The organism is Pseudomonas sp. QE6, assembly GCF_041379005.1.
Lineage (GTDB): Bacteria > Pseudomonadota > Gammaproteobacteria > Pseudomonadales > Pseudomonadaceae > Pseudomonas.
The window spans coordinates 1,870,308-1,894,412 of the sequence record NZ_CP166873.1 but is presented as its reverse complement, the minus strand read 5'-3'; the positions used below and the strand labels follow the sequence as shown (position 1 = coordinate 1,894,412).

General features: G+C 66.3%; 25 protein-coding genes. 16 read left to right on the top strand and 9 right to left on the bottom strand.

Going from position 1 to position 24,105, the window contains the following annotated elements:
* Together ACAW63_RS08715 and ACAW63_RS08710 are read left to right on the top strand one after the other, a co-directional pair.
* Nucleotides 1-513 (top strand): DinB family protein, encoded by a 513-nt coding sequence (locus ACAW63_RS08715; RefSeq protein WP_371233058.1) that lies wholly within the window; start codon nucleotides 1-3, stop codon nucleotides 511-513.
* Nucleotides 513-1,409, top strand: a complete 897-nt coding sequence (locus tag ACAW63_RS08710; protein WP_371233056.1) for a cation diffusion facilitator family transporter — start codon at nucleotides 513-515, stop codon at nucleotides 1,407-1,409. The genes ACAW63_RS08715 and ACAW63_RS08710 overlap by 1 nt, the downstream gene beginning before the upstream one ends.
* Here ACAW63_RS08710 and ACAW63_RS08705 read toward each other — a convergent pair.
* Entirely contained in the window at nucleotides 1,402-2,556 is a 1,155-nt protein-coding gene (locus ACAW63_RS08705) for a DUF6515 family protein (protein ID WP_371233055.1), read from the bottom strand. The genes ACAW63_RS08710 and ACAW63_RS08705 overlap by 8 nt on opposite strands.
* Nucleotides 2,557-2,995: 439 nt before the next feature.
* On the opposite strand from ACAW63_RS08705, the gene ACAW63_RS08700 reads away from it, so the two are divergent.
* Nucleotides 2,996-3,475: an Lrp/AsnC family transcriptional regulator gene (locus tag ACAW63_RS08700; protein WP_152220126.1), complete on the top strand. Its 480-nt coding sequence runs from the start codon at nucleotides 2,996-2,998 to the stop codon at nucleotides 3,473-3,475.
* A 366-nt stretch (nucleotides 3,476-3,841) separates the two neighbouring features.
* Nucleotides 3,842-4,045: a DUF2788 domain-containing protein gene (locus ACAW63_RS08695; protein WP_015475469.1), complete on the top strand. Its 204-nt coding sequence runs from the start codon at nucleotides 3,842-3,844 to the stop codon at nucleotides 4,043-4,045.
* Between the two features lie 27 nt (nucleotides 4,046-4,072).
* Here ACAW63_RS08695 and ACAW63_RS08690 read toward each other — a convergent pair whose 3' ends face one another.
* Nucleotides 4,073-4,639, bottom strand: a complete 567-nt coding sequence (locus ACAW63_RS08690) for a pseudouridine synthase (protein ID WP_371234617.1) — start codon at nucleotides 4,637-4,639, stop codon at nucleotides 4,073-4,075.
* A gap of 147 nt (nucleotides 4,640-4,786) precedes the next feature.
* On the opposite strand from ACAW63_RS08690, the gene ACAW63_RS08685 reads away from it, so the two are divergent.
* Nucleotides 4,787-5,833, top strand: coding sequence for an MBL fold metallo-hydrolase (locus tag ACAW63_RS08685; protein WP_371233052.1), 1,047 nt, complete (start codon nucleotides 4,787-4,789; stop codon nucleotides 5,831-5,833).
* Nucleotides 5,834-5,931: 98 nt separating this feature from the next.
* Here the strand turns inward: ACAW63_RS08685 and ACAW63_RS08680 are convergent, their stop codons facing one another.
* The 3 genes from ACAW63_RS08680 to amn form a co-directional block, all read right to left on the bottom strand.
* On the bottom strand, nucleotides 5,932-6,495 hold the full coding sequence (locus ACAW63_RS08680; protein WP_371233050.1) for a hypothetical protein: 564 nt from the start codon (nucleotides 6,493-6,495) through the stop codon (nucleotides 5,932-5,934).
* A gap of 115 nt (nucleotides 6,496-6,610) precedes the next feature.
* Nucleotides 6,611-7,387 (bottom strand): deoxyribose-phosphate aldolase, encoded by a 777-nt coding sequence (deoC, locus tag ACAW63_RS08675; protein ID WP_371233049.1) that lies wholly within the window; start codon nucleotides 7,385-7,387, stop codon nucleotides 6,611-6,613.
* 58 nt (nucleotides 7,388-7,445) lie between these two features.
* Nucleotides 7,446-8,930 (bottom strand): AMP nucleosidase, encoded by a 1,485-nt coding sequence (amn, locus tag ACAW63_RS08670; protein WP_371233047.1) that lies wholly within the window; start codon nucleotides 8,928-8,930, stop codon nucleotides 7,446-7,448.
* Nucleotides 8,931-9,079: 149 nt separating this feature from the next.
* Between amn and ACAW63_RS08665 the strand changes: the two genes are divergently transcribed.
* Together ACAW63_RS08665 and ACAW63_RS08660 are read left to right on the top strand one after the other, a co-directional pair.
* On the top strand, nucleotides 9,080-9,355 hold the full coding sequence (locus ACAW63_RS08665; RefSeq protein WP_331318527.1) for a type II toxin-antitoxin system Phd/YefM family antitoxin: 276 nt from the start codon (nucleotides 9,080-9,082) through the stop codon (nucleotides 9,353-9,355).
* Nucleotides 9,352-9,684 carry a type II toxin-antitoxin system RelE/ParE family toxin gene (locus tag ACAW63_RS08660; protein ID WP_371233044.1) on the top strand — a complete coding sequence of 111 codons (333 nt, stop codon included), beginning with the start codon at nucleotides 9,352-9,354 and terminating at the stop codon, nucleotides 9,682-9,684. The genes ACAW63_RS08665 and ACAW63_RS08660 overlap by 4 nt, the downstream gene beginning before the upstream one ends.
* 35 nt (nucleotides 9,685-9,719) lie before the next feature.
* On the opposite strand, the gene ACAW63_RS08655 is transcribed toward ACAW63_RS08660, so the two are convergent.
* Together ACAW63_RS08655 and ACAW63_RS08650 are read right to left on the bottom strand one after the other, a co-directional pair.
* A complete protein-coding gene (locus ACAW63_RS08655) occupies nucleotides 9,720-11,369 on the bottom strand; it encodes an acyl-CoA dehydrogenase family protein (protein WP_371233043.1) in 1,650 nt (549 codons plus the stop codon).
* Nucleotides 11,366-12,034 (bottom strand): TetR/AcrR family transcriptional regulator, encoded by a 669-nt coding sequence (locus ACAW63_RS08650; RefSeq protein ID WP_371233042.1) that lies wholly within the window; start codon nucleotides 12,032-12,034, stop codon nucleotides 11,366-11,368. The genes ACAW63_RS08655 and ACAW63_RS08650 overlap by 4 nt, the downstream gene beginning before the upstream one ends.
* 382 nt (nucleotides 12,035-12,416) lie before the next feature.
* Here ACAW63_RS08650 and ACAW63_RS08645 point away from each other — a divergent pair, with 382 nt between their 5' ends.
* Nucleotides 12,417-13,436, top strand: coding sequence for a branched-chain amino acid aminotransferase (locus ACAW63_RS08645; RefSeq protein ID WP_371233040.1), 1,020 nt, complete (start codon nucleotides 12,417-12,419; stop codon nucleotides 13,434-13,436).
* Nucleotides 13,437-13,503: 67 nt separating this feature from the next.
* Here ACAW63_RS08645 and ACAW63_RS08640 read toward each other — a convergent pair whose 3' ends face one another.
* Nucleotides 13,504-15,894: a 7TM diverse intracellular signaling domain-containing protein gene (locus tag ACAW63_RS08640; protein ID WP_371233038.1), complete on the bottom strand. Its 2,391-nt coding sequence runs from the start codon at nucleotides 15,892-15,894 to the stop codon at nucleotides 13,504-13,506.
* Nucleotides 15,895-16,102: 208 nt separating this feature from the next.
* Here ACAW63_RS08640 and ACAW63_RS08635 point away from each other — a divergent pair, with 208 nt between their 5' ends.
* The 4 genes from ACAW63_RS08635 (at nucleotide 16,103) to ACAW63_RS08620 (ending at nucleotide 19,652) form a co-directional block, all read left to right on the top strand.
* Nucleotides 16,103-16,900 (top strand): hydroxymethylpyrimidine/phosphomethylpyrimidine kinase, encoded by a 798-nt coding sequence (locus tag ACAW63_RS08635; protein WP_371233036.1) that lies wholly within the window; start codon nucleotides 16,103-16,105, stop codon nucleotides 16,898-16,900.
* Nucleotides 16,901-16,928: 28 nt separating this feature from the next.
* Entirely contained in the window at nucleotides 16,929-17,558 is a 630-nt protein-coding gene (thiE, locus tag ACAW63_RS08630) for a thiamine phosphate synthase (protein ID WP_371233035.1), read from the top strand.
* A gap of 46 nt (nucleotides 17,559-17,604) precedes the next feature.
* Complete coding sequence (gene hemL, locus ACAW63_RS08625) at nucleotides 17,605-18,891, top strand: glutamate-1-semialdehyde 2,1-aminomutase (RefSeq protein ID WP_371233034.1); 1,287 nt, start codon at nucleotides 17,605-17,607, stop codon at nucleotides 18,889-18,891.
* A 215-nt stretch (nucleotides 18,892-19,106) separates the two neighbouring features.
* Nucleotides 19,107-19,652, top strand: a complete 546-nt coding sequence (locus ACAW63_RS08620) for a tetratricopeptide repeat protein (protein WP_371233033.1) — start codon at nucleotides 19,107-19,109, stop codon at nucleotides 19,650-19,652.
* 61 nt (nucleotides 19,653-19,713) lie between these two features.
* Here the strand turns inward: ACAW63_RS08620 and ACAW63_RS08615 are convergent, their stop codons facing one another.
* Complete coding sequence (locus ACAW63_RS08615) at nucleotides 19,714-20,046, bottom strand: DUF1820 family protein (RefSeq protein WP_371233032.1); 333 nt, start codon at nucleotides 20,044-20,046, stop codon at nucleotides 19,714-19,716.
* Between the two features lie 136 nt (nucleotides 20,047-20,182).
* Here ACAW63_RS08615 and miaB point away from each other — a divergent pair, with 136 nt between their 5' ends.
* The 4 genes from miaB (at nucleotide 20,183) to ACAW63_RS08595 (ending at nucleotide 23,942) form a co-directional block, all read left to right on the top strand.
* Entirely contained in the window at nucleotides 20,183-21,520 is a 1,338-nt protein-coding gene (gene miaB, locus ACAW63_RS08610; RefSeq protein ID WP_371233030.1) for a tRNA (N6-isopentenyl adenosine(37)-C2)-methylthiotransferase MiaB, read from the top strand.
* Nucleotides 21,521-21,626: 106 nt separating this feature from the next.
* Nucleotides 21,627-22,628, top strand: a complete 1,002-nt coding sequence (locus ACAW63_RS08605) for a PhoH family protein (protein WP_371233028.1) — start codon at nucleotides 21,627-21,629, stop codon at nucleotides 22,626-22,628.
* On the top strand, nucleotides 22,621-23,082 hold the full coding sequence (gene ybeY, locus ACAW63_RS08600; RefSeq protein ID WP_371233026.1) for an rRNA maturation RNase YbeY: 462 nt from the start codon (nucleotides 22,621-22,623) through the stop codon (nucleotides 23,080-23,082). The genes ACAW63_RS08605 and ybeY overlap by 8 nt, the downstream gene beginning before the upstream one ends.
* A 20-nt stretch (nucleotides 23,083-23,102) precedes the next feature.
* The gene (locus ACAW63_RS08595; protein ID WP_275610071.1) at nucleotides 23,103-23,942 is read left to right on the top strand and encodes an HlyC/CorC family transporter; all 840 of its coding nucleotides are present in this window, start codon (nucleotides 23,103-23,105) and stop codon (nucleotides 23,940-23,942) included.
* Nucleotides 23,943-24,105 lie beyond the last annotated feature (163 nt).

Here is a 24,105-nt window from a genome sequence, read left to right as displayed (position 1 = left end):
ATGCACGGCGCTCTCGCTTCACACCTTCGTCAACTCCTGGCGTACCACCAGTGGGCCTACGACCGCATCCTGGAGGCCGTCGCGTCCCTGGACGAGGCGGCCTACCGCGCGCCACGCGGGCTGTTCTTCGACAGCCTGCACGGCACCCTCAACCACCTGGCGGTGGTCGATCGCATCTGGTTCGCCCGTGTGCAGCGAGAGCCCTGGCAGTTCGAGCGGCTGGATGCCGAGGCGGCACCCGACCGCGACGGCCTTACGGCATTCCTCAAGGAAGGCGTCGACGCCTGGCGGCTGTGGCTCGACAAGCAGACCGACGCCACCCTCGGCAGCGCGCTGGACTACCGCAACATGGCCGGCCAGGCGCACCGCCAGAGCCTGGCCAACATCGTCCAGCACCTGGTCAACCACGGTACCCACCATCGCGGCCAGATGAGCGCGGCGCTGACCGCCATGGGCCAGAAGGCACCACTGCTCGATTACATCTATTTCCTGCCCAACCGTATGGACACCTGATGCTCAAGTACGCCAGCCACTCCCACCTCATGCGGCTGGCGACCTTTGCGTCGCTCGGCGTGGCCATCACCCTGGTGGTGGCCAAGGCCATCGCCTGGTGGTTCAGCGGCTCGGTCAGCCTGCTCGCCGGCCTGACCGACTCGCTGCTCGACGGCGCTGCCTCCTTCCTCAACCTGCTGGCGGTGCACTACGCCATCCGCCCGGCGGACGACGATCACCGCTACGGCCACGGCAAGGCCGAATCCCTTTCGGGGCTGGCCCAGGCACTGTTCATCGCGGTGAGCGCGGTGCTGGTCGGCACCCAGGCGATCGATCGCCTGCAACATCCGCAGCCGGTGGAAGCGGCCGGCTGGGGCATCGCGGTGATGCTGCTGTCCCTGGCGCTCACCGCCGCCCTGCTGATAGTGCAGGGGCATGTGGTGAAGATCACCGGCTCCAACGCCATCCGCGCGGACTCGCTGCACTACCGCTCGGACCTGCTGCTCAACGGCAGCATCCTGGTCGCCCTGCTGCTGGCGCAATTCGGCTGGCAGCAGATGGACGCGATCTTCGGCCTGGGCATTGCCCTGTACATCCTCTGGAGTTCCTTCCAGATCGCCCGCGAATCCGTTGCCGTGCTGATGGACGAGGAGCTGCCGCCGGATGTCAGCACGCGGATGCTCGAACTCGTGCGCGAAGTGCCCGGCGTGCTCGGCGCCCACGACCTGCGCACGCGGATTTCCGGCACCCACTGGTTCGTCCAGTTGCACCTGGAACTGCCCGGCGAGCTGACCCTGTCCAAGGCGCATCAGCTGTGCGACGAGGCGGTGCTGGCGATCCACAAGGAATTCCCGCGAGCCGAGGTGCTGGTGCACGCCGACCCGCAGGAAGTGGTGGGCAAGGAGACCATCAGTTGATGCTGTAGCCGCGCCCGCTCAGGCAGGCGCCCAGGGCGCGGCGGTAGTTGTCGGCGACATAGGCCGGCGGCGCGTAGGTCGCCGAGGCCGGGTCGAAGCCGCTCTGGCTGGCGGCCCACTGGTGGCATTCGTAGCGGTCGCGATTCTGCTGTTCCGGCCCCTGGCCATACAGCGGGTAGGCGATCACGTCGTAGGACGACTGCGCCACCAGCGGCTGCTCCATCGGCGGCGCCACCACCTCGTACTCCTGCGAACCGGCCTGCCACAGGTAATAGGTCCCCGCCACCAGGAAGTAGCCGATGCTGCCGATCCACACCTGCTCGGCGTAGGACGGCAGGTAGCGCACCCGCACCCCGTAGGGTGGCGTTACCACCACGTAGCGCGAGCCATAAGGGCGATACCAGTAGCCGTCGCCGAAGAAGTAGTCGGCACCGCGATAGGGCACCCGGTAATGCCCCGCCGGCACGCTGTTCACCACGTAGCCCGGACGCCAGTACGAGGGATGCGGGCCCCAGTTGCCATGGGACGGCGGCGGACGCCCCTGCCAGCCACCGGGAGGCGGACGCGAGCCCCCTTGCCAGCCCGGCCGGTCGGAATGATCGCCCTGCCATTGGGTGGTGCCTGCGCCGATGGGACGGCCTTTCCACTGGTCGTTGCCGCTGGGCGGGGGAATCCCCGGATTGGCGTTATTGACCGGAGGACGCCCCGACCATTGCCCACCGTTGCTGCCCGGAGGGTTGCCATGCCAGTCATGATCCCCCCTGGGATTGCCCTGCCATTGGCCGCCATTGTTGACGGGGGGACGGCCCTGCCATTGGCCGTTGCCATTCCACTGGGGGTGGCCCTGCCACTGACCATTGCCATTCCATTGGGGATGACCTTGCCACTGGCCATTGTTCCCTTGAGGACGTCCCTGCCACTGCCCGCCGGAGTTCTCCGGCGGCCGCTGCTGCCAATTGCCCATGGGCCGGCCCGGCCCCTCATGGGACATGGTCGTGCGCCCGCCCCCGGCATTGTTGCCCTGGCCGGCGGCAGGCCGCCCCTGGGACTGACCTGAGAGGTCCGGCGGCTCGGCTGCCAACGCCTGGGCAGCAATGGCCAGGGAGAGCATGGCAACCCCGGCGAACGGCCAGATGCCCGACTTCATGGAACCCTCACTTCGGCCTCGGCCGAAAACAGTGATGCGACAATGCCATAGACCACGGCACAGGCCGCGTATTGCAAGGCGCTGAGTAAAGTCAGGGTAAAGATGGCAGAGAAATCGCGGGCAAGAAAAAAGGGAGGCTCGTCAGCCTCCCTTTCGGAATCTCGTCCTGCTCGTCGCTGTTGGCGCCGGCTCACCTCGCTCCGCCTTCTGGGCAGTGCGTAGCCCGGTGGCCGGCGCGATCCTGTTGGGTCGGCGGGCCGCGAAACGCCTGATTGGGCGTATCGCAGGGGACGTGATGTCCGGGCTGTGAATCTGGAAGAAATACTACGGCGACAGAGCAGGGAAATGATTGCTAAGATTGCTCATACAGGCGCTACCTTAGCAACAAATAGCTAAAAATTACGCCATGAGCGCAATTTAATAGATACACGAGGCTTCCATGGACAAGCTGGACCGCTACGACCTGCGCATTCTTGCCGAACTGCAACGCGACGCGCGCATCTCCAACCAGGAGCTGGCCGAACGCATCGGCCTGTCGCCCTCCCCCTGCTCGCGGCGGGTCAAACAGCTGGAAGACGACGGCTACATCGTCCGCCAGGTCGCCCTGCTCGACAGCAAGAAACTCGGCCTGAGCCTCACCGCCTTCGTCCTGATCGGCATGGACCGCCACACTCCGGAGCGCTTCGAGCACTTCCAGCAGATCATTGGCAAATGCCCGGAGGTGCTGGAGTGCAGCCTGGTGACCGGGATGGACGCGGACTACCAGCTGAAGGTGATGGTGCCGGACATGGAACGCTACCAGCACTTCCTGCTCGGCACATTGACCCGCATCGAAGGGGTGACCAGCGTGCGATCGAGCTTCGTGCTGCGCAATGTGCTGGCCAGCACCGAGTTGCCGTTGGATCACTTGCGGGTTTGATCGCAGAGTTGACGCTTTTCGTAGGAGCGAGCTTGCTCGCGAACCGCACTGCCCAGCGCCAATCGCGGACGGAGACAAATCCAGCGCCAGCCCCTTCGCGAGCAAGCTCGCTCCTACAACATATCCCCCTGCGACACAGCAGCGCACCCCGCGTCCCGCAAGACCACTCCATTACCGGAAATTTCCCCGCCAGCCGCGCCGCAGCGGGAATTTTCGGGGCGCTCCACCCCACCCACAGCAAGAACTGATCAATTTCTGAACACCCCTGATCATCAAACAACCAGATGCGTATAATGCGCGCCTTCTCCACCACCACCCTCAGCCCCGGCGTCCCTCGGACAACCTCCGTACCGGGCAGGAGCAGCAATGAACGAAAGTTTCGAAGACTGGATGATGTACGGCCTGGTCACCGGCCTGATCCTGTTCATGGCCTTCATCGTCTGGGATCTGGCGAAGAAGTCCAAGGCCGGCCGCATGGGCACCATGGTGCTGTTCTTCGCCCTGGGCCTGGGTGTACTGGGTTTCCTGATCAAGTCCGTCGTAGTCGCGGGGCTCGAAGGCGGCTTCTGACGCCCGCTCCCGCGCCCGCCCCGGTCGTCAGAGATCGGGGCTGACTTCCCGCCACTGCCCCGGCTGCAGGCCGTCCAGGCTCCACGGCCCGATCCGCACGCGCACCAGACGCAGGGTCGGCAGGCCAACGGCCGCCGTCATCCGCCGCACCTGGCGGTTGCGGCCCTCACGGATCACCAGTTCCAGCCAGGCCGTGGGCACCGACTTGCGGAACCGCACCGGCGGGTTGCGCTCCCACAGCTGCGGCTCCTCCAGCCGCCGCGCTTCGGCCGGCAAGGTCGGGCCGTCGTTGAGTTGTACGCCCTTGCGCAGTTGTTCCAGCTGCTCGTCGCTCGGCTCCCCTTCCACCTGCACCCAGTAAGTCTTCGGCAGCTTGTGCCTGGGATCGGCGATGCGCGCCTGCAGGCGGCCGTCGTTGGTCAGCAGCAGCAGGCCTTCGCTGTCGCGGTCCAGCCGTCCGGCGGGATAGACGCCCGGTACCTCGACGAAATCCTTCAGGGTCGCCCGGCCCTCGCTATCGTTGAATTGAGTCAGCACGTCGAACGGCTTGTTCAGCAGGATCAGCCGTGGCTGTGCCGGCGGCGCCTTGGCCACGCGGCGCGGCGCAGGACGGGGAGCGGGACGACGGGAAACCGGGCGAGGCGGACGGGGCATGGCGAAAAGACTGGTAACCGGAGATGGGGGTGAAGCGATTGCCCGGCATGCTAGGTTGTGCCGAGCCCTCCCTGCAAGAGCACGCCCATGAGCCACCCCACCTGGCTGATCACCCTGCGCAATCTCAGCGGCCGCCTCGGCGCCCGTTACCGTGGCCCGCAAACCGCGAACTTCGACGGCCAACGCTTCCACAACCTCGACCGTCAGCCGCACCACGGCCTGCGCGCCTTCCTCAAATGGCAGCGCGAGCGCGGCCGGCAGACGCCCTGGATCGACCAGCCGGGACCGGCCACACGGCCGGATGTACAGGCCCAGGTCAGCGGCGAGGAATTGCGCGTCACCTACATCAACCATGCCACCCTGCTGATCCAGCATCGCGGGCTGAACATCCTCACCGACCCGCTGTGGTGCGAACGCACCAGCCCGTTCAGCTTCATCGGTCCGCGCCGCCATCACCCGCCGGGACTGGCGCTGGACGAACTGCCGCCGATCAACCTGATCCTGGTCAGCCACAACCACTACGATCACCTGGACATCGGCAGCCTGCGCGAACTGGCGCGGCGCTTCCCGGAGGCAAAGGTGGTGACCGGCCTGGGCAACGGCGAACTGATCCGCGCCTGCGGCTTCAATGACGTGTCGGAGCTGGACTGGTGGCAAAGCCTGCCGCTGCCCGAAGGCATGCTGCTCACCGGCGTGCCGGCGCAGCACTGGTCAGCCCGCTCGCGGCGCGACACCAACCGCACCCTGTGGCTGGGCTTCGTGCTGGAATCGCCGGACGGCCCGGTGCTGTTCCCCGGTGATAGCGGCCTGGGCGAAGAGTTCAAGCTGATGCACCAGCGCTTCGGCCCGATGCGCTTCGCCGCCCTGCCCATCGGTGCCTACGAGCCGCGCTGGTTCATGCGCCACCACCACATGAACCCGGATGACGCCGTGCAGGCGCACCAGCAGCTCGACTCGCAGTGCAGCATGGCCATCCACTTCGGCACCTTCCGCCTGAGCGACGAAGGGCAGTTCACGCCGGTCAGCGATCTGGCGCGGGCGCTGGAGCAGCACGGCGTTGCGACCGAGCGCTTCCGGGCGCCCAAGCCGGGGGACCAGTGGCACATAGCACCGCTGCCGTGGGTGACATTGTAGGACCGAGGGGGACGCCCAGTCCTTGCTCGCGAACCGCACAACGCCGCAGCCGCCGGCAAGTTCGTTCGCGAGCAAGCTCGCTCCTACAAAGAGCCGCCTCAGCTCTCGCGCACCCGCTTGCTGCAACAACTGCGATAGCGTTTGCCGCTGCCGCACGGACACGCCTTGTCGCCCCGGCCGCCCAGCTCCAGCCAGCTTTCCAGACGCTGACGCATGCCCTCGCGGACTTCCCGGCGCTCGTCGTCGAGCTGGTTGCGCGCCAGTTCGCGGCAGAGCCAGAGGTAGTCCTCCAGCAGCTCGTCACGCTCCAGGGCGTGGAACTGCTCGGCCAGCGGCACACCTGCGTAACGGCGTTTCGGATCGGGCAGGAAGGCGATCGCCCCACCACCGGGCAGCACGTTCCACAGTCGTCCCTGGGCATCGCGCCAGCAGGCGCTGAAACGGGCGCGCAGGGCCAGGCCCGGCCACTCTTCCAGGCACCAGCCGTCGACGCGCTCGCCGCCGAGGCCTTCCACCGCCTTGCCCACCGAGAACCAGGGCTCGCCGGCCAGGCTTTCCGGCAGCGGCAATGGCGCGGCGACTTCCGGGGTGCCGCCTTCCACCAGCCGGCGGGCGAATCGGCGCAAGGGATTGGTGAGATGCGAAGGGGCGCAGAACGACATGGGATCACCAGCAAAAGGGTCGGCGAAGGTCCGACCGGAGGGCCGCGCCACGGTTCCCCATGGCGCGCGAGGCGAGCATTCTAGGCACGCCCCGAAACTCGTCAACGTACGCCGATCAATAGTTACGAGTGGACACGGGCTGCGCATCCACACCCAGCTCGCGCAGCAGATCATCCAGCAGCGACGAGGCGCCGAAGCGCAGGTGCTCCGGGGTGATCCAGGCAGCGCCGAAGCGCTCCTCCACCAGCGCCCGGTAACGCTGCGCATCGGCCAGGGTGCGCAGGCCGCCGGAAACCTTCAGGCCCACCTTGCCACCAGCTTCCCCGATGCATTCGAGCATCACCCGCACCGCTTCCGGCGTAGCGTTCACCGCCACCTTGCCCGTGCTGGTCTTGAGGAAATCGGCGCCGCCGGCGATGGCCTCGCGGCAGGCCGTGCGGATCAGCTCCGGATCGGCCAGCTCGCCGGTTTCGAGGATCACCTTGAGCCGATGATAAGGTCCGCACAACGCCTTGCAGGCGCGGATCAGGTCCACAGCGCCGGAGGGGCCGCCCGCCATGAGTCGGCGCCACGGGTAGACCAGGTCGATCTCGTCGGCGCCCTCGGCCAGCGTCTTGCGCACCTCCTCCACCACCTCGGCCAGCGGCGCGCTGCCGGCGGGGAAGTTGCACACGCTGGCGACTTTCACACCACGCCCGCCCAGGGTATTGAGCGTACGCCGCGCAACATGCACCAGCTTCGGCCAGACGCACACCGCCGCCACCTCGCCATAGGGCGTCAGAGCCCGGCGGCAGAGGTCGACGGTGCTTTGCAGGTCATCGCCATCGTTCAGCGAGGTCAGGTCCAGCAGGGCGAGCACGCGGCCCGCCGGGGTCTTGCGAGGATCGGTCATCGGCAGCCACCTCCTGCGGCTGGCGGCGGGGCAAGCGGTGCCCCGCCGCGCTTTGGGATCAGCGGAACGGCGGCTCGTCGAAACTGCGCAGCTTGCGCGAGTGCAGCGAGTTGAGCTGGGTACGCAGCAGGTCGACGGCGGCGATGCCGATGGACAGGTGCTGGCTCACCGCGCGCTGGTAGAACGCCGTGGCCGCGCCGGGCAGCTTGATCTCGCTGTGCAGCGGCTTGTCCGAGACGCACAGCAGCGTGCCGTAGGGCACCCGCAGGCGGTAACCCTGGGCGGCGATGGTGCCGCTCTCCATGTCCACGGCGATGGCCCGCGCCAGGTTGATCAACGGGCGCTCCTGGGCCCAGTGCAGTTCCCAGTTGCGGTCGTCGTAGGTCAGCACTGTGCCGGTGCGCAGGCGGCGCTTGAGCTGGTCGCCACGCTCGCCGGTCACCAGGGCGGCGGCTTCCTGCAGCGCCAGCTGCACCTCGGCCAGCGCCGGAATCGGGATATGCGGCGGCAGCACGCGGTCGAGGATGCCGTCACGGCGCATGTAGGCATGGGCCAGCACGTAGTCGCCGATGGTCTGCGACTGCCGCAGGCCGCCGCAGTGGCCGACCATCAGCCAGCAGTGCGGACGCAGCACCGCCAGGTGGTCGGTGATGTTCTTCGCGTTGGACGGGCCGACGCCGATGTTCACCAGGGTCACACCATCGCCGTCCTCGGCGATCAGGTGGTAGGCCGGCATCTGGAAACGGTGCCATTCGACGCCGGCGACTATGGCATTGGCCTCGCCCTCGTCCATGCCGCGTTCGACGATCACGTTGCCCGGCAACACCATGCGCACGAAGCGCGGATCGTCGCGCAGGCGCTCCAGTCCCAGGTGGATGAACTGGTCGACGTAGCGGTGGTAGTTGGTCAGCAGGATCCACGGCTGCACATGGCGCCAGTCGCTGCCGGTGTAGTGCACCAGGCGGCGCAGGGAGAAGTCGGTGCGCGCGGCGTGAAACAGCGCCAGCGGCATCGGGTCGGCGCCCTCCCACTCGTAGAGGCCGTCGGCGATGCCATCGGAGGTGGCGGACAGGTCCGTGCTGGGGAACACCCGCGCCAGCTCCGCGGCCGTAACCCCGGAACCACCCAGCTCGTCGCCCTGCTCCACCACGTACGGGTAAGGAATGTTCTGGTCGCTGACACCGACCTCGACCCGCACGGTGAAGTCCTCCATCAGCGGGCGCAACTGCTCCAGCAGGTATTTGCGGAAGGCCTTGGGTTGGGTGATGGTCACCGCGTAGGTACCGGGCACCTGGACCTTGGCATAGGCGCGGGTGGTGGAAGGCACCTCGCCCTGGCACAGGTAGATCACCCGCAATTCCGGGTAGCGGAACAGGCTGCGCTGCTCGGCGTCGGGTACCACGCGCTCCTTCAGGTAGCGCTTGAGCGCCTGGTTCAGGGCGCCGGTGGCCCGCTCGTGCAGCACGGCCAGTTGGTCGACGGCCTCTTCGGCGGTCTGGGCGACGAAGCGTTCGTCGCCAGTCGAAAGACTCATGGTGGGCATCCTGTCTGAACGATCAGCTCCATCTTGCCTGCTTCCGTCACGGAAAGGGATGACAGATTTCGCCCTTGATCTTCCGTCTGACCAGCGACACCATAGGATAATCGGACCTTATAAAGTCCTTATTCGATCCTTACTTGCAGGTACACAGCGTGCGCTACTCCAGCCAGGTCAAACCCATCAGCTACCTGAAAGCCAACGCCGCCGAGGTACTCAAGCAACTCGGGGAGCAGCAGGAACCGCTGATCATTACCCAGAACGGCGAGGCCAAGGCGGTGATCCAGGACGTGCGTTCCTATGAGGAAACCCAGGAAACACTGGCTCTGCTGAAGGTGCTCGCACTGGGCAACCAGGAGATCGCAGCGGGAGCGACCAGCTCGATCGACGATGTGGCCGAGCGCCTGCGCAAGCGCCGCCAGCAATCGTGAGCGTCGAGAGCTATGAGGTTCTGCTGACTCGCGGCGCGGAGCGGGACCTGGAAGGTATCCACGACTACATCAGCGATTTCGACTGCCCCGAGAACGCCGATTACGTACTCGACCGGTTGCTGCAGACCATCGCCGATCTGCGCCAGCAACCTCAGCGCGGCAGCCCCCCTCGGGAACTGATGAAGCTGGGAATTCAGGAATACCGTCAGGTCTTATTCAAGCCCTACCGAGTCATCTATCGCATCAGCGGTCGGACAGTTCACGTCTATCTGGTGATCGATGGGCGGCGCGATTTCCAGCAGCTACTGAGCAGGCGCCTGCTGGGCTGAGCGGCGGGACGCAACCGCCCCGCCGCTTCCAGGTGTCACGCCAGATGCGGCGTCGAGCGCGCCACCAGAGCAGCCACATCCACCCCGCGCGGCAGTGTGCCGTAGACCCGACCGCCATCGCTCAGGCGACTGGCGATGAAGGCATCGGAGACCGTCGCGTTACCCGCCTCCAGCAACAGCTTGGCCTGCAGGGCGACCGCCACGTTTTCGGTGAGCTGGCGGGCGCGGTACTGGATGTCGTGGGTGTCGGCGAAGGACGCCTTGAGGTTGCCAATAAAGGACGCGAGCCGCGCATCACCGTGGCCGTCGCCCAGTTCGGCGAACAGCGCGTCGAGCACGCCGGGCTCCTTGGACAGGGCGCGCAGCACGTCCAGGCACTGCACGTTGCCCGAGCCTTCCCAGGTGGAGTTGACCGGCGCCTCGCGGTACAGGCGCGGGAGGATGGTGTCCTCGACGTAGCCGGCGCCGCCCAGGCATTCGGCGGCTTCGTTGATCATCGCCGGGGCGCGTTTGCAGATCCAGTACTTGCCCACGGCGGTGACCAGGCGGGCGAACTTGCCTTCTTGCTCGTCGTGCAACCGGTCCAGGGCGCGGCCCATGCGCATGGTCAGGGCCAGCGCGGCTTCGCTTTCCAGGGCAAGATCGGCCAGCACGTTCTGCATCAGCGGCTGCTCGGCCAGCACGCGGCCGCCGACCTGGCGGTAGGCGCAGTGGTGCGCGGCCTGGGTCAGCGCCTGACGCATCAGCGAGCTGGAGCCGATCATGCAGTCGAAGCGGGTCATGGCGACCATTTCGATGATGGTCGGTACTCCGCGGCCTTCCTCGCCGATCATCCAGGCCAGCGCACCGCGGTATTCCACTTCGCTGGAGGCATTGGACCAGTTGCCCAGCTTGTTCTTCAGGCGCTGGATGTAGAATTCGTTGCGGCTGCCGTCCGGGCGGTGGCGCGGCAGCAGGAAGCAGGTCAGGCCCTTGTCGGTGTAGGCCAGGGTAAGGAAGGCGTCGCACATGGGCGCCGAGCAGAACCACTTGTGGCCGACCAGTTCGTAGGCCTGCCCCGGGCCGGGAATGCCCACCGGGTAGGCGCGGGTGGTGTTGGCGCGCACGTCGGTGCCGCCCTGCTTCTCGGTCATGGCCATGCCGATGGTCACGCCGGCCTTCTGCTCCATGGGCAGGTTGCGCGGGTCGTACCGGGTGGAGAGGATCTTCGGCAGCCACTTCTCGGCGATGTCCGCTTGCAGGCGCAGGGCCGGTACGCTGGCGAAGGTCATGGTCAGCGGACAGCCGGTGCCGGCCTCGGCCTGGCTGTGCAGGTAGCTGAGGCCGGCGCGGGCGACCTGGGCGCCGGCGCGCGGATCGGTCCAGGGCATGGACGGGATGCCGGCCTCGATCGAGGCCCGCATCAGTTCGTGGTAGGCCGGGTGGAATTCCACCAGGTCGATGCGGTGGCCGTAGCGGTCGTGGGACTTGAACACCGGCTTGTTCTCGTTGGCCAGGAAGCCCGCCGCCATCAGCGGACCGCCGGCCAGCGCGCCATAGGCGTCGAGCTTCTGCTCGGCCCAGCCGCCTTCGTAGCGGCGCACCCATTCCTGCAGCGGCAGGTCGACGCGGTAGAGGTTGGCGCCGTCCAGAGGCGGCACCTGGTTGGTCACTTCGTGGGTTTCGGCGTACTGGTGCAGGCTCATGGCTGATCCTCCTTGGCAGGCGTTTGCATAGCGGAAAGGCACGCACCGACGGCGCGCAGGCAGAAATGGACGAGGGCGTCGCTGACTTCCGCCAGCGACGCACCGGGCTGGCCGGCATCCCGCGCGGCGCGCGCCGGCGGCGACAGCGGCCCGACCAGGGCTTCGGCGATGGCCCCGACCAGGCAGGCGGCGACCAGGTGAACGGGCTGGGCCGGGAATTCACCCTGGGCGATGCCCTGCTCCAGCAATTGCACGAACAGCGTCGCGTAGGCTTCGCGGTAGATCAGGCGCTGCTCGTCGACTTCGGGATCGACCGGTTCGGCGATCAGCGCGAAGGCCAACTGGCGGCTGCCCCAGGCGCGCGCGGCAAACTGGCGCAGACCGTGTTCCAGGCGTCTGGCGGCCTTATCAGGCACATGGAGTACCTCGGCCAGGGCATCGACCTCATGCTGGCTGGCGCGGGCGAAGACCTCGGCGGCCAGCTCGCCCTTGCCGCGAAAGTGCCGGTAGAGGCTACCGGTGGCGATTCCGGCGTCTTCGGCCAGGGTCTGCATGGTCAGCGCGGCGAAACCACCGTCGGCCACGCGGGCCAGCGCCAGGGAAAGAATCCGCTCGCGCTCCTCGACGTCTCGGCGCAGGCGCGCTTCGGTGACACGGTAGGCCATGTTCTGAACCCGGATTCAGGACTTTCAAGCAGTGAACCATGCTTCATGGCTTGGCCAAAGGGGCAAAAGCGCCAGCGGTAGCGACTATCAGGACAGCCCCACGCAACGTCCGATCGGAGGTGTCGCTCGGTTCCCGATGCGACTGATGGCAGGGATATTCGCCTGCAAGTGCCCACAGCCACGAATATCGCCGGTATCATGGCAAGTCTTGGTGGAGTCCTGGTGGTGACCATCAAGCGGAGGACGCCGTTCCCGCCGCGCAGCCGAATCCTGGTCGATTCAGGCCGCGCCCGCCGCCAGGGTCCCGAAATCATCTGTCCGGATGCTCGCCTGCCGCTCCCTTGCAGGCGAGCATTCGGTAATCCCATTGAATGAGGCAACCATGGAACAAAAAGACATCGATTGGGGCTCGCTCGGATTCGATTACATCAAGACCGACTTCCGCTACATCTCCCATTGGCGCGATGGTCTGTGGGACGACGGCAAGCTGACCGAGGACAACACCCTGCACATCAGCGAGGGTTCCACGGCTCTGCACTACGGCCAGCAGTGTTTCGAAGGCCTGAAGGCCTACCGTTGCAAGGACGGCTCGATCAACCTGTTCCGCCCGGACCAGAACGCCGCGCGCATGGCACGCAGCTGCGCCCGCGTGCTGATGCCGCAGGTGTCCGAAGAGCAGTTCATCGACGCCTGCAAGCAGGTCGTCCGCGCCAACGAGCGCTTCATTCCGCCGTACGGCTCCGGTGGCGCCCTGTACCTGCGTCCGTTCGTGATCGGCGTCGGCGAAAACATCGGCGTGCGCCCGGCCCCGGAATTCATCTTCTCGGTGTTCTGCATCCCGGTCGGCGCCTACTTCAAGGGCGGCATGAAGCCCCATGACTTCATGATCTCCACCTACGACCGCGCCGCACCCCACGGTACCGGTGCCGCCAAGGTCGGTGGCAACTATGCCGCCAGCCTGCTGCCGGGTTCCCAGGCCAAGAAGGCCGGTTTCGCCGACTGCATCTACCTCGACCCGGCCACTCACAGCCGCATCGAGGAAGTGGGTTCGGCCAACTTCTTCGCCATCACCCACGACAACGAGTTCGTCACTCCGCGCTCCAGCTCGGTGCTGCCGGGCATCACCCGCCTGTCGCTGATGCAGCTGGCGGCCGACCGCCTGGGCCTGAAGGTGATCGAGGGCGACGTGCAGATCGACGACCTGGCGCGCTTCAAGGAAGCCGGCGCCTGCGGCACCGCCGCGGTGATCACTCCGATCGGCGGCATCCAGTACAACGACAAGCTGCACGTGTTCTACAGCCGCGAAGACGTCGGCCCGGTGACCCGTCGTCTCTACGAAGAGCTGACCGGCATCCAGACCGGCGACGTGGAAGGTCCGGAAGGCTGGGTCGTCAAGGTCTGAGCCTGACCCGCAGTCCAGATGAAAACGCCCGGCAGATGCCGGGCGTTTTCATTTCGGGCGAGGTACTTCATGCCGGGCTGGGCAACGCCGGCTGGCACAGCAGCCAGTCGTGCAGCAGCGTCTGCAACTCCTCGAACTTCACCGGCTTGGCCAGGTAGTCGCTCATCCCGGCGGCCAGGCAGCGCTCGCGGTCGCCGCTATGGCTGTGGGCGGTGATCGCCAGCACCGGCAGGTCGGCGCAGCGCGGCAGGGTACGCAGGGCGCGGCAGGTGGCGAAGCCGTCCATCACCGGCATCTGGCAGTCGAGCAACACCGCGTCGACGGCCTCGCGGCGCAGCAGTTCGATGGCTTCGGCGCCGTTGTCGGCGGTGCGCACGCGGTAGCCGAGCTTGAGCAGCATGCCGCGAATCACCAACTGGTTGATGGCATTGTCTTCCACCACCAGCACGGTGCACTGTTCCGGGCCGCGCAACGCCTGCCCACCTGCGCGACGCGGCGGCGGGGCGATGCTCTGCACCGGCTGGCCGACCTGCAGGGTCAGGCTGAAGCAGCTGCCCTGGCCGGGCGCGGATTGGTGGGACAGCTCGCCGCCCAGCAGGGCAACCAGTTTGCGGCACAGCGCCAGACCGATGCCCAGGCCGCCGTACTCGCGGGTCAGCGAACCGTCGAGCTGGTAGAAACGCTGGTAGAGCGCCCCATCCGATGGCGTGGCGAAGCCGATCCCGCTGTCCTGGACCTCCAGGCGCAGCGCCAGCCCTTCCGCATTGGGCTCCCCGCTGACGCGCAGGCTGACCCCGCCGTGGTGGGTGAACTTGATGGCGTTATCGATCAGGTAGCCCAGCGCCTGGGCCAGCTTGCCGGCGTCGCCTTCGAGGGTATCGGGCAGGCTCTCGTCCAGTTGCAGCACGAAGCGCAGCCCGCGCTCCTCGGCGCGCGGCGCGTACTGGGCACGCAGACCATCGCACAGGCCGCGCAGGCTGAACGGCTCACGGCGCGGGTAGAGCTTGCCGGCCTGCAGTTCGAGCAGCGCGAGGATGTCGTTGACCATGCGCATCATGTCCCGCGCCGAACCGGTGGCGGTCTTGTGGTACTGGGCTAGCTCGATGTCCATCGGCACCGTCTGCATCAGCTCCAGCGAGCCGATCACCCCGCTCATCGGTGTGCGCAGTTCATGGGTTACGGTGGCGAGGAATTCGTCCTTCAGGCGGTTGCTGCTGGCCAGCTCCAGGTTCAGTTGCTCCAGCTTGCGGCTGGTTTCCTGGAGGATGCGGGTGCGTTCTTCCTTCATGGCGTTGATGCGGTCCGCCAGCGCCAGGGACAGCAGGCCGACCTCCAGCGCCGAACCGATCTGGCTGGCGTACATGGTGAGGAAGACGTTGGGCAACAGGCCGAGCACCATCAGCGTGTTGACCACGCCGCCGAGCAGGAAGGCGCTCCAGGCGAAGATGAAATAGCGCGCCACGCGCATGCCGCGCAGCCAGGCGAGGATGCCGGCGGTGAAGATCACCACGGTGAAGGCCAGCGCCAGGTAGGTGGCCAGGCGCAGGGCGACGGCGTAGCTGACGGTCAGCGCCAGGGTCATCACCAGCGCCCCAACCCCCATCAGCACCAGCAGCAGGCGGTCGATCCACAGGCTGTGCTCGCGGGTGTGCAGGAAGCTGCGCGCGAACTGGCAGCCGAACAGCCCGGCGGAGCCGATCAGGAAGGGCGTGGAAGCGTTGGCCCACCAGGGGCTGTCGGGCCAGAAGTACTCGATGCCGGCGCCGTTGACCGAGACCTGGTAGAGGCCGAACGAAGCGATATAAAGGATGTAGTAGAGGTAGCTGGTGTCGCGGACGCTGAGGAAGATGAACAGGTTGTAGATCAGCATCACCAGCAGCACGCCGTAGATGATGCCCAGCACGTAGATGCGCCCCGGCTGTTCTTCCAGGTAGGCCTTGGGCGACCAGAGCGTCAGCGGCGCCTGGATCGAGCCCTGGCTTTCCAGGCGCAGGTACGCCCGCAGCGGCTTGCCGGGCTCCAGCTTGAGGTCGAACAGGTAGTTGTTCTGGCGGATCGGCCGGCTGGCGAAGGGCAGGGTGTCGCCGGTGCGTTGCGCCAGCTGGAACCCTCCCTTGCCGTCGGGCAGGTAGAGGTCGAGCTTGTCCAGCGGCGGGTAGGCCAGCTCCAGCAGCCAGTTGGCGGGGTCACGGGAAGCCTGGGGCTGGTAGTCCAGGTCCAGGCGCAACCAGAACACCGAACGCGAGTAGCCGGCGTTGAGCACGTCGCGCTCGTGCCGGCGGAAGCTGGCGGCCAGCGCCGGAGAGCTGATCTCCGAGATATCGGCCGTGCCACGCACGTCCTCGAAGACATCCATTGCCCGGCCCAGGGGCAATTGCCCGACATGCTCGTCGAAGCTGATGGCGCTCGCCACTGGCGAGAGGATGAGAAGGATCAGGAAGATCAGCCAATGCCGCATGATGCCCCGCAGTGCCACCGACAGCCACGCCTGGGAGCCCCATCTCCCGTTATGGCGCGCCGTAGAGGCGTTGTGTTGGAATCGGCGAACTCTAGCACAGGCCTTGTGCCACGTGGCATTCGACCCTCCGGCCAGGGTTTGGCCGGGCGATGCGGATCGGACCGCTCGGTCAGCTCAAGGCCACGTTTTGGTGATAAGCTCCCGCGCCATGAAAAAGCCAACCTCCCGTCCCGTAGTGCTCTGCCTGTCCGGCCACGACCCCAGTGGCGGTGCCGGCCTGCAGGCCGATATCGAAGCCCTGATCGCCCAAGGCTGCCACGCGGCGCCGACCGTCACCGCACTGACCGTTCAGGATACCGTCAACGTTTCCGACTTCCGCGTGCTCGACCGCGAGTGGGTGCTGGCCCAGGCTAACGCCGTGATCGCCGACATGCCGGTGGCCGCGGTCAAGCTGGGCATGCTCGGCTCGGTGCAGATGGTCGACACGGTCGTAGAGATCATGCAGTCCCTGCCGGGCGTGCCGCTGGTCTGCGACCCGGTACTGCGCGCCGGTGGCGGCGGCTCACTGGGCAAGGACGACGTCGGCTATGCCATGCGCGAGCGGCTGCTGCCGATCGCCGCCATCGCCACGCCCAACCTGCCCGAAGCGCGCATCCTCGCCGAACTGCCCGAAGGCACGGCGGACGAGTGCGCCGAGAAGCTGCTGCCTTATATCCAGCATCTGCTGATCACCGGCGGCCATGGTGACGAGTCCGAAGTGCACAATCGCCTCTACACCCGCGACGGCCAGCGCCACACCTTCACCTGCCAGCGCCTGCCCGGCAGCTACCACGGCTCCGGCTGCACCCTGGCGAGCACCCTCGCCGGCCGCCTGGCCCTCGGCGAGGAACTGGTGAGCGCGGTGCGCAGCGCCCTGGACTACACCTGGCGCACCCTGCGCGACGCGGAAGCACCCGGCCACGGCCAGTACGTGCCGCGCCGCCTGCCGCTGGACTACTGCAACTGATCCACCGCACCAGAAGATCGAGGCCTTGATGAAACTGCGCGGACTCTACGCCATCACCGACAGCCAGCTGCTCGACGGCGGCCGCCTGCTGCCCTACGTCGAAGCCGCCCTGAAAGGCGGCGCACGGCTACTGCAGTACCGCGACAAGTCCACCGACGCCTCGCGCCGCCTGCGTGAAGCCGAGGCCCTGCGCGAACTCTGCGCACGCTACGGCGCCACGCTGCTGATCAACGATGACGCCGAACTGGCCGCGCGCCTGGGCGTCAGCGTGCACCTGGGCCAGACCGACGGATCGCTGGCCGCCGCCCGCGCCCTGCTCGGCCGCGATGCGGTGATCGGCGGCACCTGCCATGCCAGCCTGGAACTGGCCGAGCAGGCCATCGCCGAAGGCGCCAGCTACGTCGCCTTCGGCCGCTTCTTCGCCTCCCAGACCAAACCCGGCGCCTCCGCCGCCAGCGTCGAACTGCTGGAACAGGCCAAGGCCCGCTTCAACGTGCCGCTGGTGGCCATCGGCGGCGTGACCCTGGACAACGCGCCCGAGCTGATCGCCCGCGGCGCCGACATGATCGCCGTGATCCACGCCCTGTTCGCCGCCGACTCCCCGGCCGAGGTCGAACAGCGCGCGCGCGCCTTCAGCCAACTCTTCGAAACCCGCTGAGCGCGCCATCCGCGCCCGGCACCCGACAGCTTCGCGAGGTACACCCATGTCCCGTTCCGAAACGCTTTTCGCCAATGCCCAGAAACACATCCCCGGTGGCGTGAACTCGCCGGTGCGCGCGTTCAAGAGCGTCGGCGGCACCCCGCTGTTCTTCAAGCACGCGGAAGGCGCCTACGTGGTGGACGAGGATGACAAGCGCTACGTCGACTACGTCGGCTCCTGGGGCCCGATGATCCTCGGCCACAGCCACCCGGACGTGCTCGACGCCGTGCGCAGGCAGCTCGACCACGGCCTTTCCTACGGCGCACCGACCGCGCTGGAAGTGGAAATGGCCGACCTGGTCTGCTCCCTGGTTCCGTCGATGGACATGGTGCGCATGGTCAGCTCCGGCACCGAAGCCACCATGAGCGCCATCCGCCTGGCCCGTGGCTACACAGGCCGCGACAGCATCATCAAGTTCGAAGGCTGCTACCACGGCCACTCCGACAGCCTGCTGGTAAAAGCCGGCTCCGGCGCCCTGACCTTCGGCGTGCCGAACTCCCCGGGCGTGCCGGCGGCCTTCGCCAAGCACACCCTGACCCTGCCGTTCAACGACATCGCCGCGGTCGAGAAGACCCTGGCCGAAGTCGGCAAGGACGTGGCGTGCATCATCGTCGAGCCGGTCGCCGGCAACATGAACTGCGTGCCGCCGACCCCGGGCTTCCTCGAAGGCCTGCGCAGCCTGTGCGACCAGCACGGCGTGGTGCTGATCTTCGACGAAGTGATGACCGGCTTCCGCGTTGCCCTGGGCGGCGCCCAGGCCCACTACGGCATCACCCCGGACCTGTCGACCTTCGGCAAGATCATCGGTGGCGGCATGCCGGTGGGCGCCTTCGGCGGCAAGCGCGAGATCATGGAGCAGATTTCCCCGCTCGGCCCGGTCTACCAGGCCGGCACCCTGTCGGGTAACCCGCTGGCCATGGCCGCCGGCCTGACCACCCTGCGCCTGATCAGCCGCCCGGGCTTCCATGACGAGCTGACCACCTACACCACCCGCATGCTGCAAGGCCTGCAGGAGCGCGCCGACGCCGCCGGCGTGCCTTTCGTGACCACCCAGGCGGGCGCCGCCATGTTCGGCCTGTACTTCACCGGCGCCGACGACATCGTGACCTTCGAGGACGTGATGGGCAGCGACGTGGAACGCTTCAAGCGCTTCTTCCACCTGATGCTGGACGCGGGCGTGTACCTGGCGCCGAGCGCCTTCGAGGCCGGCTTCACCTCCATTGCCCACGGCGAAACCGAGCTGAAGCTGACTCTGGACGCCGCCGAGCGCGCCTTCGCCGCGCTCAAGTAAGTCCCTGCGAAGGCGCCCGAACGGGCGCCTTCCGCTCTACCCCGCCTTTATTCCCGCGTTACGCCTTCCTCCCGCGCCTTCACCGCTTCTGCAGAAAAAACAGAAAAGAAGGTAAAGACTTTGTAAGGAAGCGCCCGCTTATTTCATAATGTGAAAGCTGGCGCATTTCGCCGGCCGGGCTTTGCCCGCCCCGATTCTGGAGGCCGCTGTTCCCCATGTACCGCACCGGTCGTACCCTGCTGCTGGGTTGCCTGTTGCTTGCCTTCCCCCTGTTGACCCAGGCGGGCGGTAACTCGCTGCTGATTCCGGCGACCGGCCGCTGCGTCCTCAACACCGTCCCCGAGCAGTTGCAACAGGCCCTGGCCAGCTGCCAGCAGGCAGCCAATGGCGGCGATGCGCAGGCGCAGTACGAACTGGGCGAGTTCTACTACAGCGGCGACCTCGCCCCGCGCGACTTCCAGGCCGCGCTGCACTGGTTCGAGAAGGCCTCGCTGCAAGGCCACGCCAATGCCCAGCTGCGCCTGGGCACCATGTTCTTCCGCGGTGAAGGGGTGAAGGCCAACAACGTGCAGGCCTACATCGTGCTGAAGATGGCGGCGGTGAACGGCGCCGAAGACGCCATGGACAGCGCCGACCTGGTCGCCGAACAGATGAACAAGGACGAGCTGGACATCGCCACCAAGGTGCTCGGACAGATCTTCCGCAACTACCTGATCGAACTGCAGACCGCCGGCAACTCGCCGTTCTCGCCGCTGCCGTAGCGGCCGAAGGCCGCAGCCTCAAGCAAGCGTGCTCCTGCTTAGCGCTTGAGGCTTATAGCTTTCAGCTGTTCTTATCCGGCATCGGCATGGGGAACGGCATCACGTTGCCAGTGATCTTGGCGTCGCTGATCTTCGCGGTACCGAGGCGCTCCACTTCGTCGATGCGGATGATCGAATGCAGCGGCACGAAGCTGCGGATGACGCCGTCGAACTGCGCCTTCAGCTTTTCCTCGCTGGGGTCCACCACCACCTGGGTACGCTCGCCGAAAACGAATTCCTCGATCTCCAGGAAGCCCCACAGATCGCTCTGGTAGATCTGCTTGGCATACATCTCGTACACCTGGCCCTGGTTGAGGAAGACCACCTTGTAGATCGGGTTCTCGCGCTTGCTCATGAACGAAGGATGACAGCTTTGCAAAATGGGCACGCAGGATAGCACAGCCGCGCCCTTCCCACTCAGGAGCGGTGGCAGACACCCGCGTCGAGGCATATAATGCGCGGTCATTTTTTAACCAGCTCAGAAAGATTCCATGGCCAAGAAGCTTTTCATCCAGACCCACGGTTGCCAGATGAACGAGTACGACAGCTCGCGCATGGCTGATCTGCTGGGTGAACACCAGGCCCTGGAAATCACCGAGAAGGCCGAAGAAGCCGACGTCATCCTGCTCAACACCTGCTCGATCCGAGAGAAGGCCCAGGAGAAGGTATTCTCCGAGCTGGGCGCCTGGCGGGTGCTCAAGCAGCAGAACCCGAACCTGGTGATCGGCGTCGGCGGCTGCGTGGCCAGCCAGGAAGGCGCGGCGATCCGCGAGCGCGCGCCTTACGTCGACGTGGTGTTCGGCCCGCAGACCCTGCACCGCCTGCCGGAGATGATCGACGCCGCCCGCGCCACCCGCAAACCGCAGGTGGACGTGTCCTTCCCGGAGATCGAGAAGTTCGACCGCCTGCCCGAGCCCCGCGTCGACGGCCCCACCGCCTTCGTCTCGGTGATGGAAGGCTGCAGCAAGTACTGCACCTTCTGCGTGGTGCCCTACACCCGCGGCGAGGAAGTCAGCCGCCCGTTCGACGACGTGCTCGCCGAGGTGATCCACCTGGCCGAGAACGGCGTGAAGGAAGTCACCCTGCTGGGGCAGAACGTCAACGGCTACCGCGGCCAGACCCATGACGGCCGCATCGCCGATTTCGCCGAGCTGATCCGCGTGGTCGCCGAGGTCGATGGCATCGAGCGCATCCGCTACACCACCTCGCATCCGCTGGAATTCTCCGACGCACTGATCGCCGCCCACGCCGAAGTGCCGCAGCTGGTGAAGTTCGTCCACCTGCCGGTGCAGGCCGGCTCCGACCGTATCCTGGCGGCGATGAAGCGCAACCACACCGCGCTGGAATACAAGTCGCGCATCCGCAAGCTGAAGGCGGCGGTGCCGGACATCTGCATCAGCTCGGACTTCATCGTCGGCTTCCCCGGCGAGACCGAGAAGGATTTCGAGCAGACCATGAAGCTGGTGGAGGACGTCGGTTTCGACTTCTCCTTCTCCTTCATCTACAGCTCGCGCCCGGGCACTCCGGCCGCCGACCTGGTCGACGACACCCCGGAAGAGGTGAAGAAGCAGCGCCTGCTGATCCTCAACAGCCGCCTGCAACAGCAGGGTTTCGAGATCAGTCGACGGATGGTCGGCACCGTCCAGCGCATCCTCGTCACCGACTACTCCAAGCGCGACCCCGGCCAGCTCCAGGGCCGCACCGAGAACAACCGCGTGGTGAATTTCCGCAGCGACAACCCGCGCCTGATCGGCCAGTTCGTCGACGTGGAAATCTACGAGGCGCTGCCCAACTCCCTGCGCGCCACCCTCGTGGAAGCACGCCACTGATCATCGACCGCTGAATCCCCCCGATGGCGTCCGAACTTTCGTAGTCGGTCGCCCGGGGTTATTCTTCGACCATCCCCCTTTCGCAACATGGCGACTTAGAGAACCCTTGAACGCCCCTCTGGATATCCATCGTTTCATGCTCGAACCTTTCGAGGCCCGCAGCTTTGCCAACCTGTGCGGGCAGTTCGACGAGCATCTGCACCAGATCGAGAAGCGCCTCGACATCGAGATCCGCAACCGTGGCAACCAGTTCGAACTGGTCGGCGAGCCGGCGCGCACCCAGGCTGCCGAAAACCTTCTGCAACGCCTCTACCGCGAGGCGCAGAGCGGCACCGAACTGACGCCCGACATGGTTCACCTGTTCCTGCAGGAATCCGGCCTGGAAGACCTCGCCGGTCCGCACGACGCGCCGATGGTGACGCTCAAGACCCGCAAGGCACACATCCGCCCGCGCGGCGCCAACCAGCAGCGCTATGTGAAGGCCATCCTCGATCACGACATCAACTTCGGCATCGGCCCGGCCGGCACCGGCAAGACCTACCTCGCCGTGGCCTGCGCCGTGGACGCCCTGGAGCGTGAGCAGATCCGCCGCATCCTGCTGGTGCGCCCGGCGGTCGAGGCCGGCGAGAAGCTCGGCTTCCTGCCCGGCGACCTGTCGCAGAAGATCGACCCCTACCTGCGCCCGCTCTACGACGCGCTGTACGAGATGCTCGGCTTCGAGACCGTGGCCAAGCTGATCGAACGCCAGGTGATCGAGGTCGCACCGCTGGCCTACATGCGCGGCCGCACGCTGAACAACAGCTTCATCATCCTCGACGAAAGCCAGAACACCACGATGGAACAGATGAAGATGTTCCTCACCCGCATCGGCTTCGGCTCCACCGCGGTGATCACCGGCGACGTCACCCAGGTCGACCTGCCGCGCGGTACCCGTTCGGGCCTCAAGCACGTGATGGAAGTGCTGCGCGACGTGCCCGGCATCAGCTTCACCCACTTCAAGTCCAAGGACGTCGTGCGTCACCCGCTGGTGCAGCGCATCGTCGATGCCTATGACGCCTACGAGAACCGCCTGACCGGCGTCGAAAGCCAAGGCAGCAAGCATGCTTGAACTGGACCTGCAGGTCGCCTCGCAAGTATCCGGCCTGCCGAGCGAAGCCGACTTCCGCCGCTGGTGCGAACTGGCCCTGCGCCAGCGCCAGAACGACTCGGAGCTGACCATCCGCCTGGTGGATGAAAGCGAAGGCCGCGACCTGAACAAGACCTGGCGACACAAGGACTACGCCACCAACGTACTGTCCTTCCCCGCCGACGTTCCCGACGAGTTGCTGGACATCCCGCTGCTCGGCGACCTGGTGATCTGCGCCCCGGTGGTGCAGCGCGAAGCCGCCGAACAGGGCAAATCCCTCGAGGCCCACTGGGCCCATCTCGTCATCCATGGCTGCCTGCACCTGCTCGGCTACGATCACATCGAAGACGCCGAAGCCGAGGAAATGGAAGGCCTGGAACGGGAATTGCTGGCCGAACTGGGTCATCCCGACCCGTATGCGGCCGATGAAGAATAAACGCCACTGAGCAAGGAAAGATGAGCGAAGACCGATCGAGCAATGGGCACAAGTCGTGGTTGGACAAGATCACCCAGGCTTTTGCCCATGAGCCGAGAAACCGCCAGGAGCTGCTTGAGCTGCTGCGCGAAGCCCACGACAACAAGCTGCTGGACAGCGAAGCGTTGTCCATCGTCGAAGGCGCGATCCAGGTGGCGGACCTCCAGGTCCGCGACATCATGATCCCGCGTTCGCAGATGATCACCATCAAGTCGACGCAGAAGCCCGCCGACTTCCTCCCCGCCATCATCGAAGCGGCGCACTCGCGCTACCCGGTGATCGGCGAGAGCCTGGACGACATCATGGGCGTCCTGCTGGCCAAGGACCTGCTGCCGCTGATCCTTCATGACCAGAACCACGCCTTCAACATCAGGGACCTGCTGCGCCCGGCCACCTTCGTGCCCGAGTCCAAGCGCCTGAACGTGCTGCTGCGTGAGTTCCGCGCCAACCGTAACCACATGGCCATCGTCATCGACGAATACGGCGGCGTGGCGGGCCTGGTGACCATCGAGGACGTGCTGGAGCAGATCGTCGGCGACATCGAGGACGAGCACGACGTCGAGGAAGACAGCTACATCAAGCCGCTGCCCAGCGGCGACTTCATCGTCAAGGCGCTGACCCCGGTGGAAGCCTTCAACGACTTCTTCGGCGCGGAATTCTCCGACGAGGAATTCGACACCGTTGGCGGCGTGGTGATGAGCGCCTTCGGCCACCTGCCCAAGCGCAACGAGACCACCGAACTGGGTGGCTTCCGCTTCCGCGTGCTCAACGCGGACAGCCGCCGCCTGCACCTGCTGCGCCTGACCCCGCTGCAAGACTGAGCGTAGGGCGTACAACCCTTCGCGGTTGTACGCCGATGCTCGCGGATGCCAAGACCGAACCCGCTGCGCCGGGCAAACACCTGCAGGAGCGAGCTTGCTCGCGAACATGTCCCGCAGTGGGGTTGGTTCGCGAGCAAGCTCGCTCCTACAAATAACTCCGACG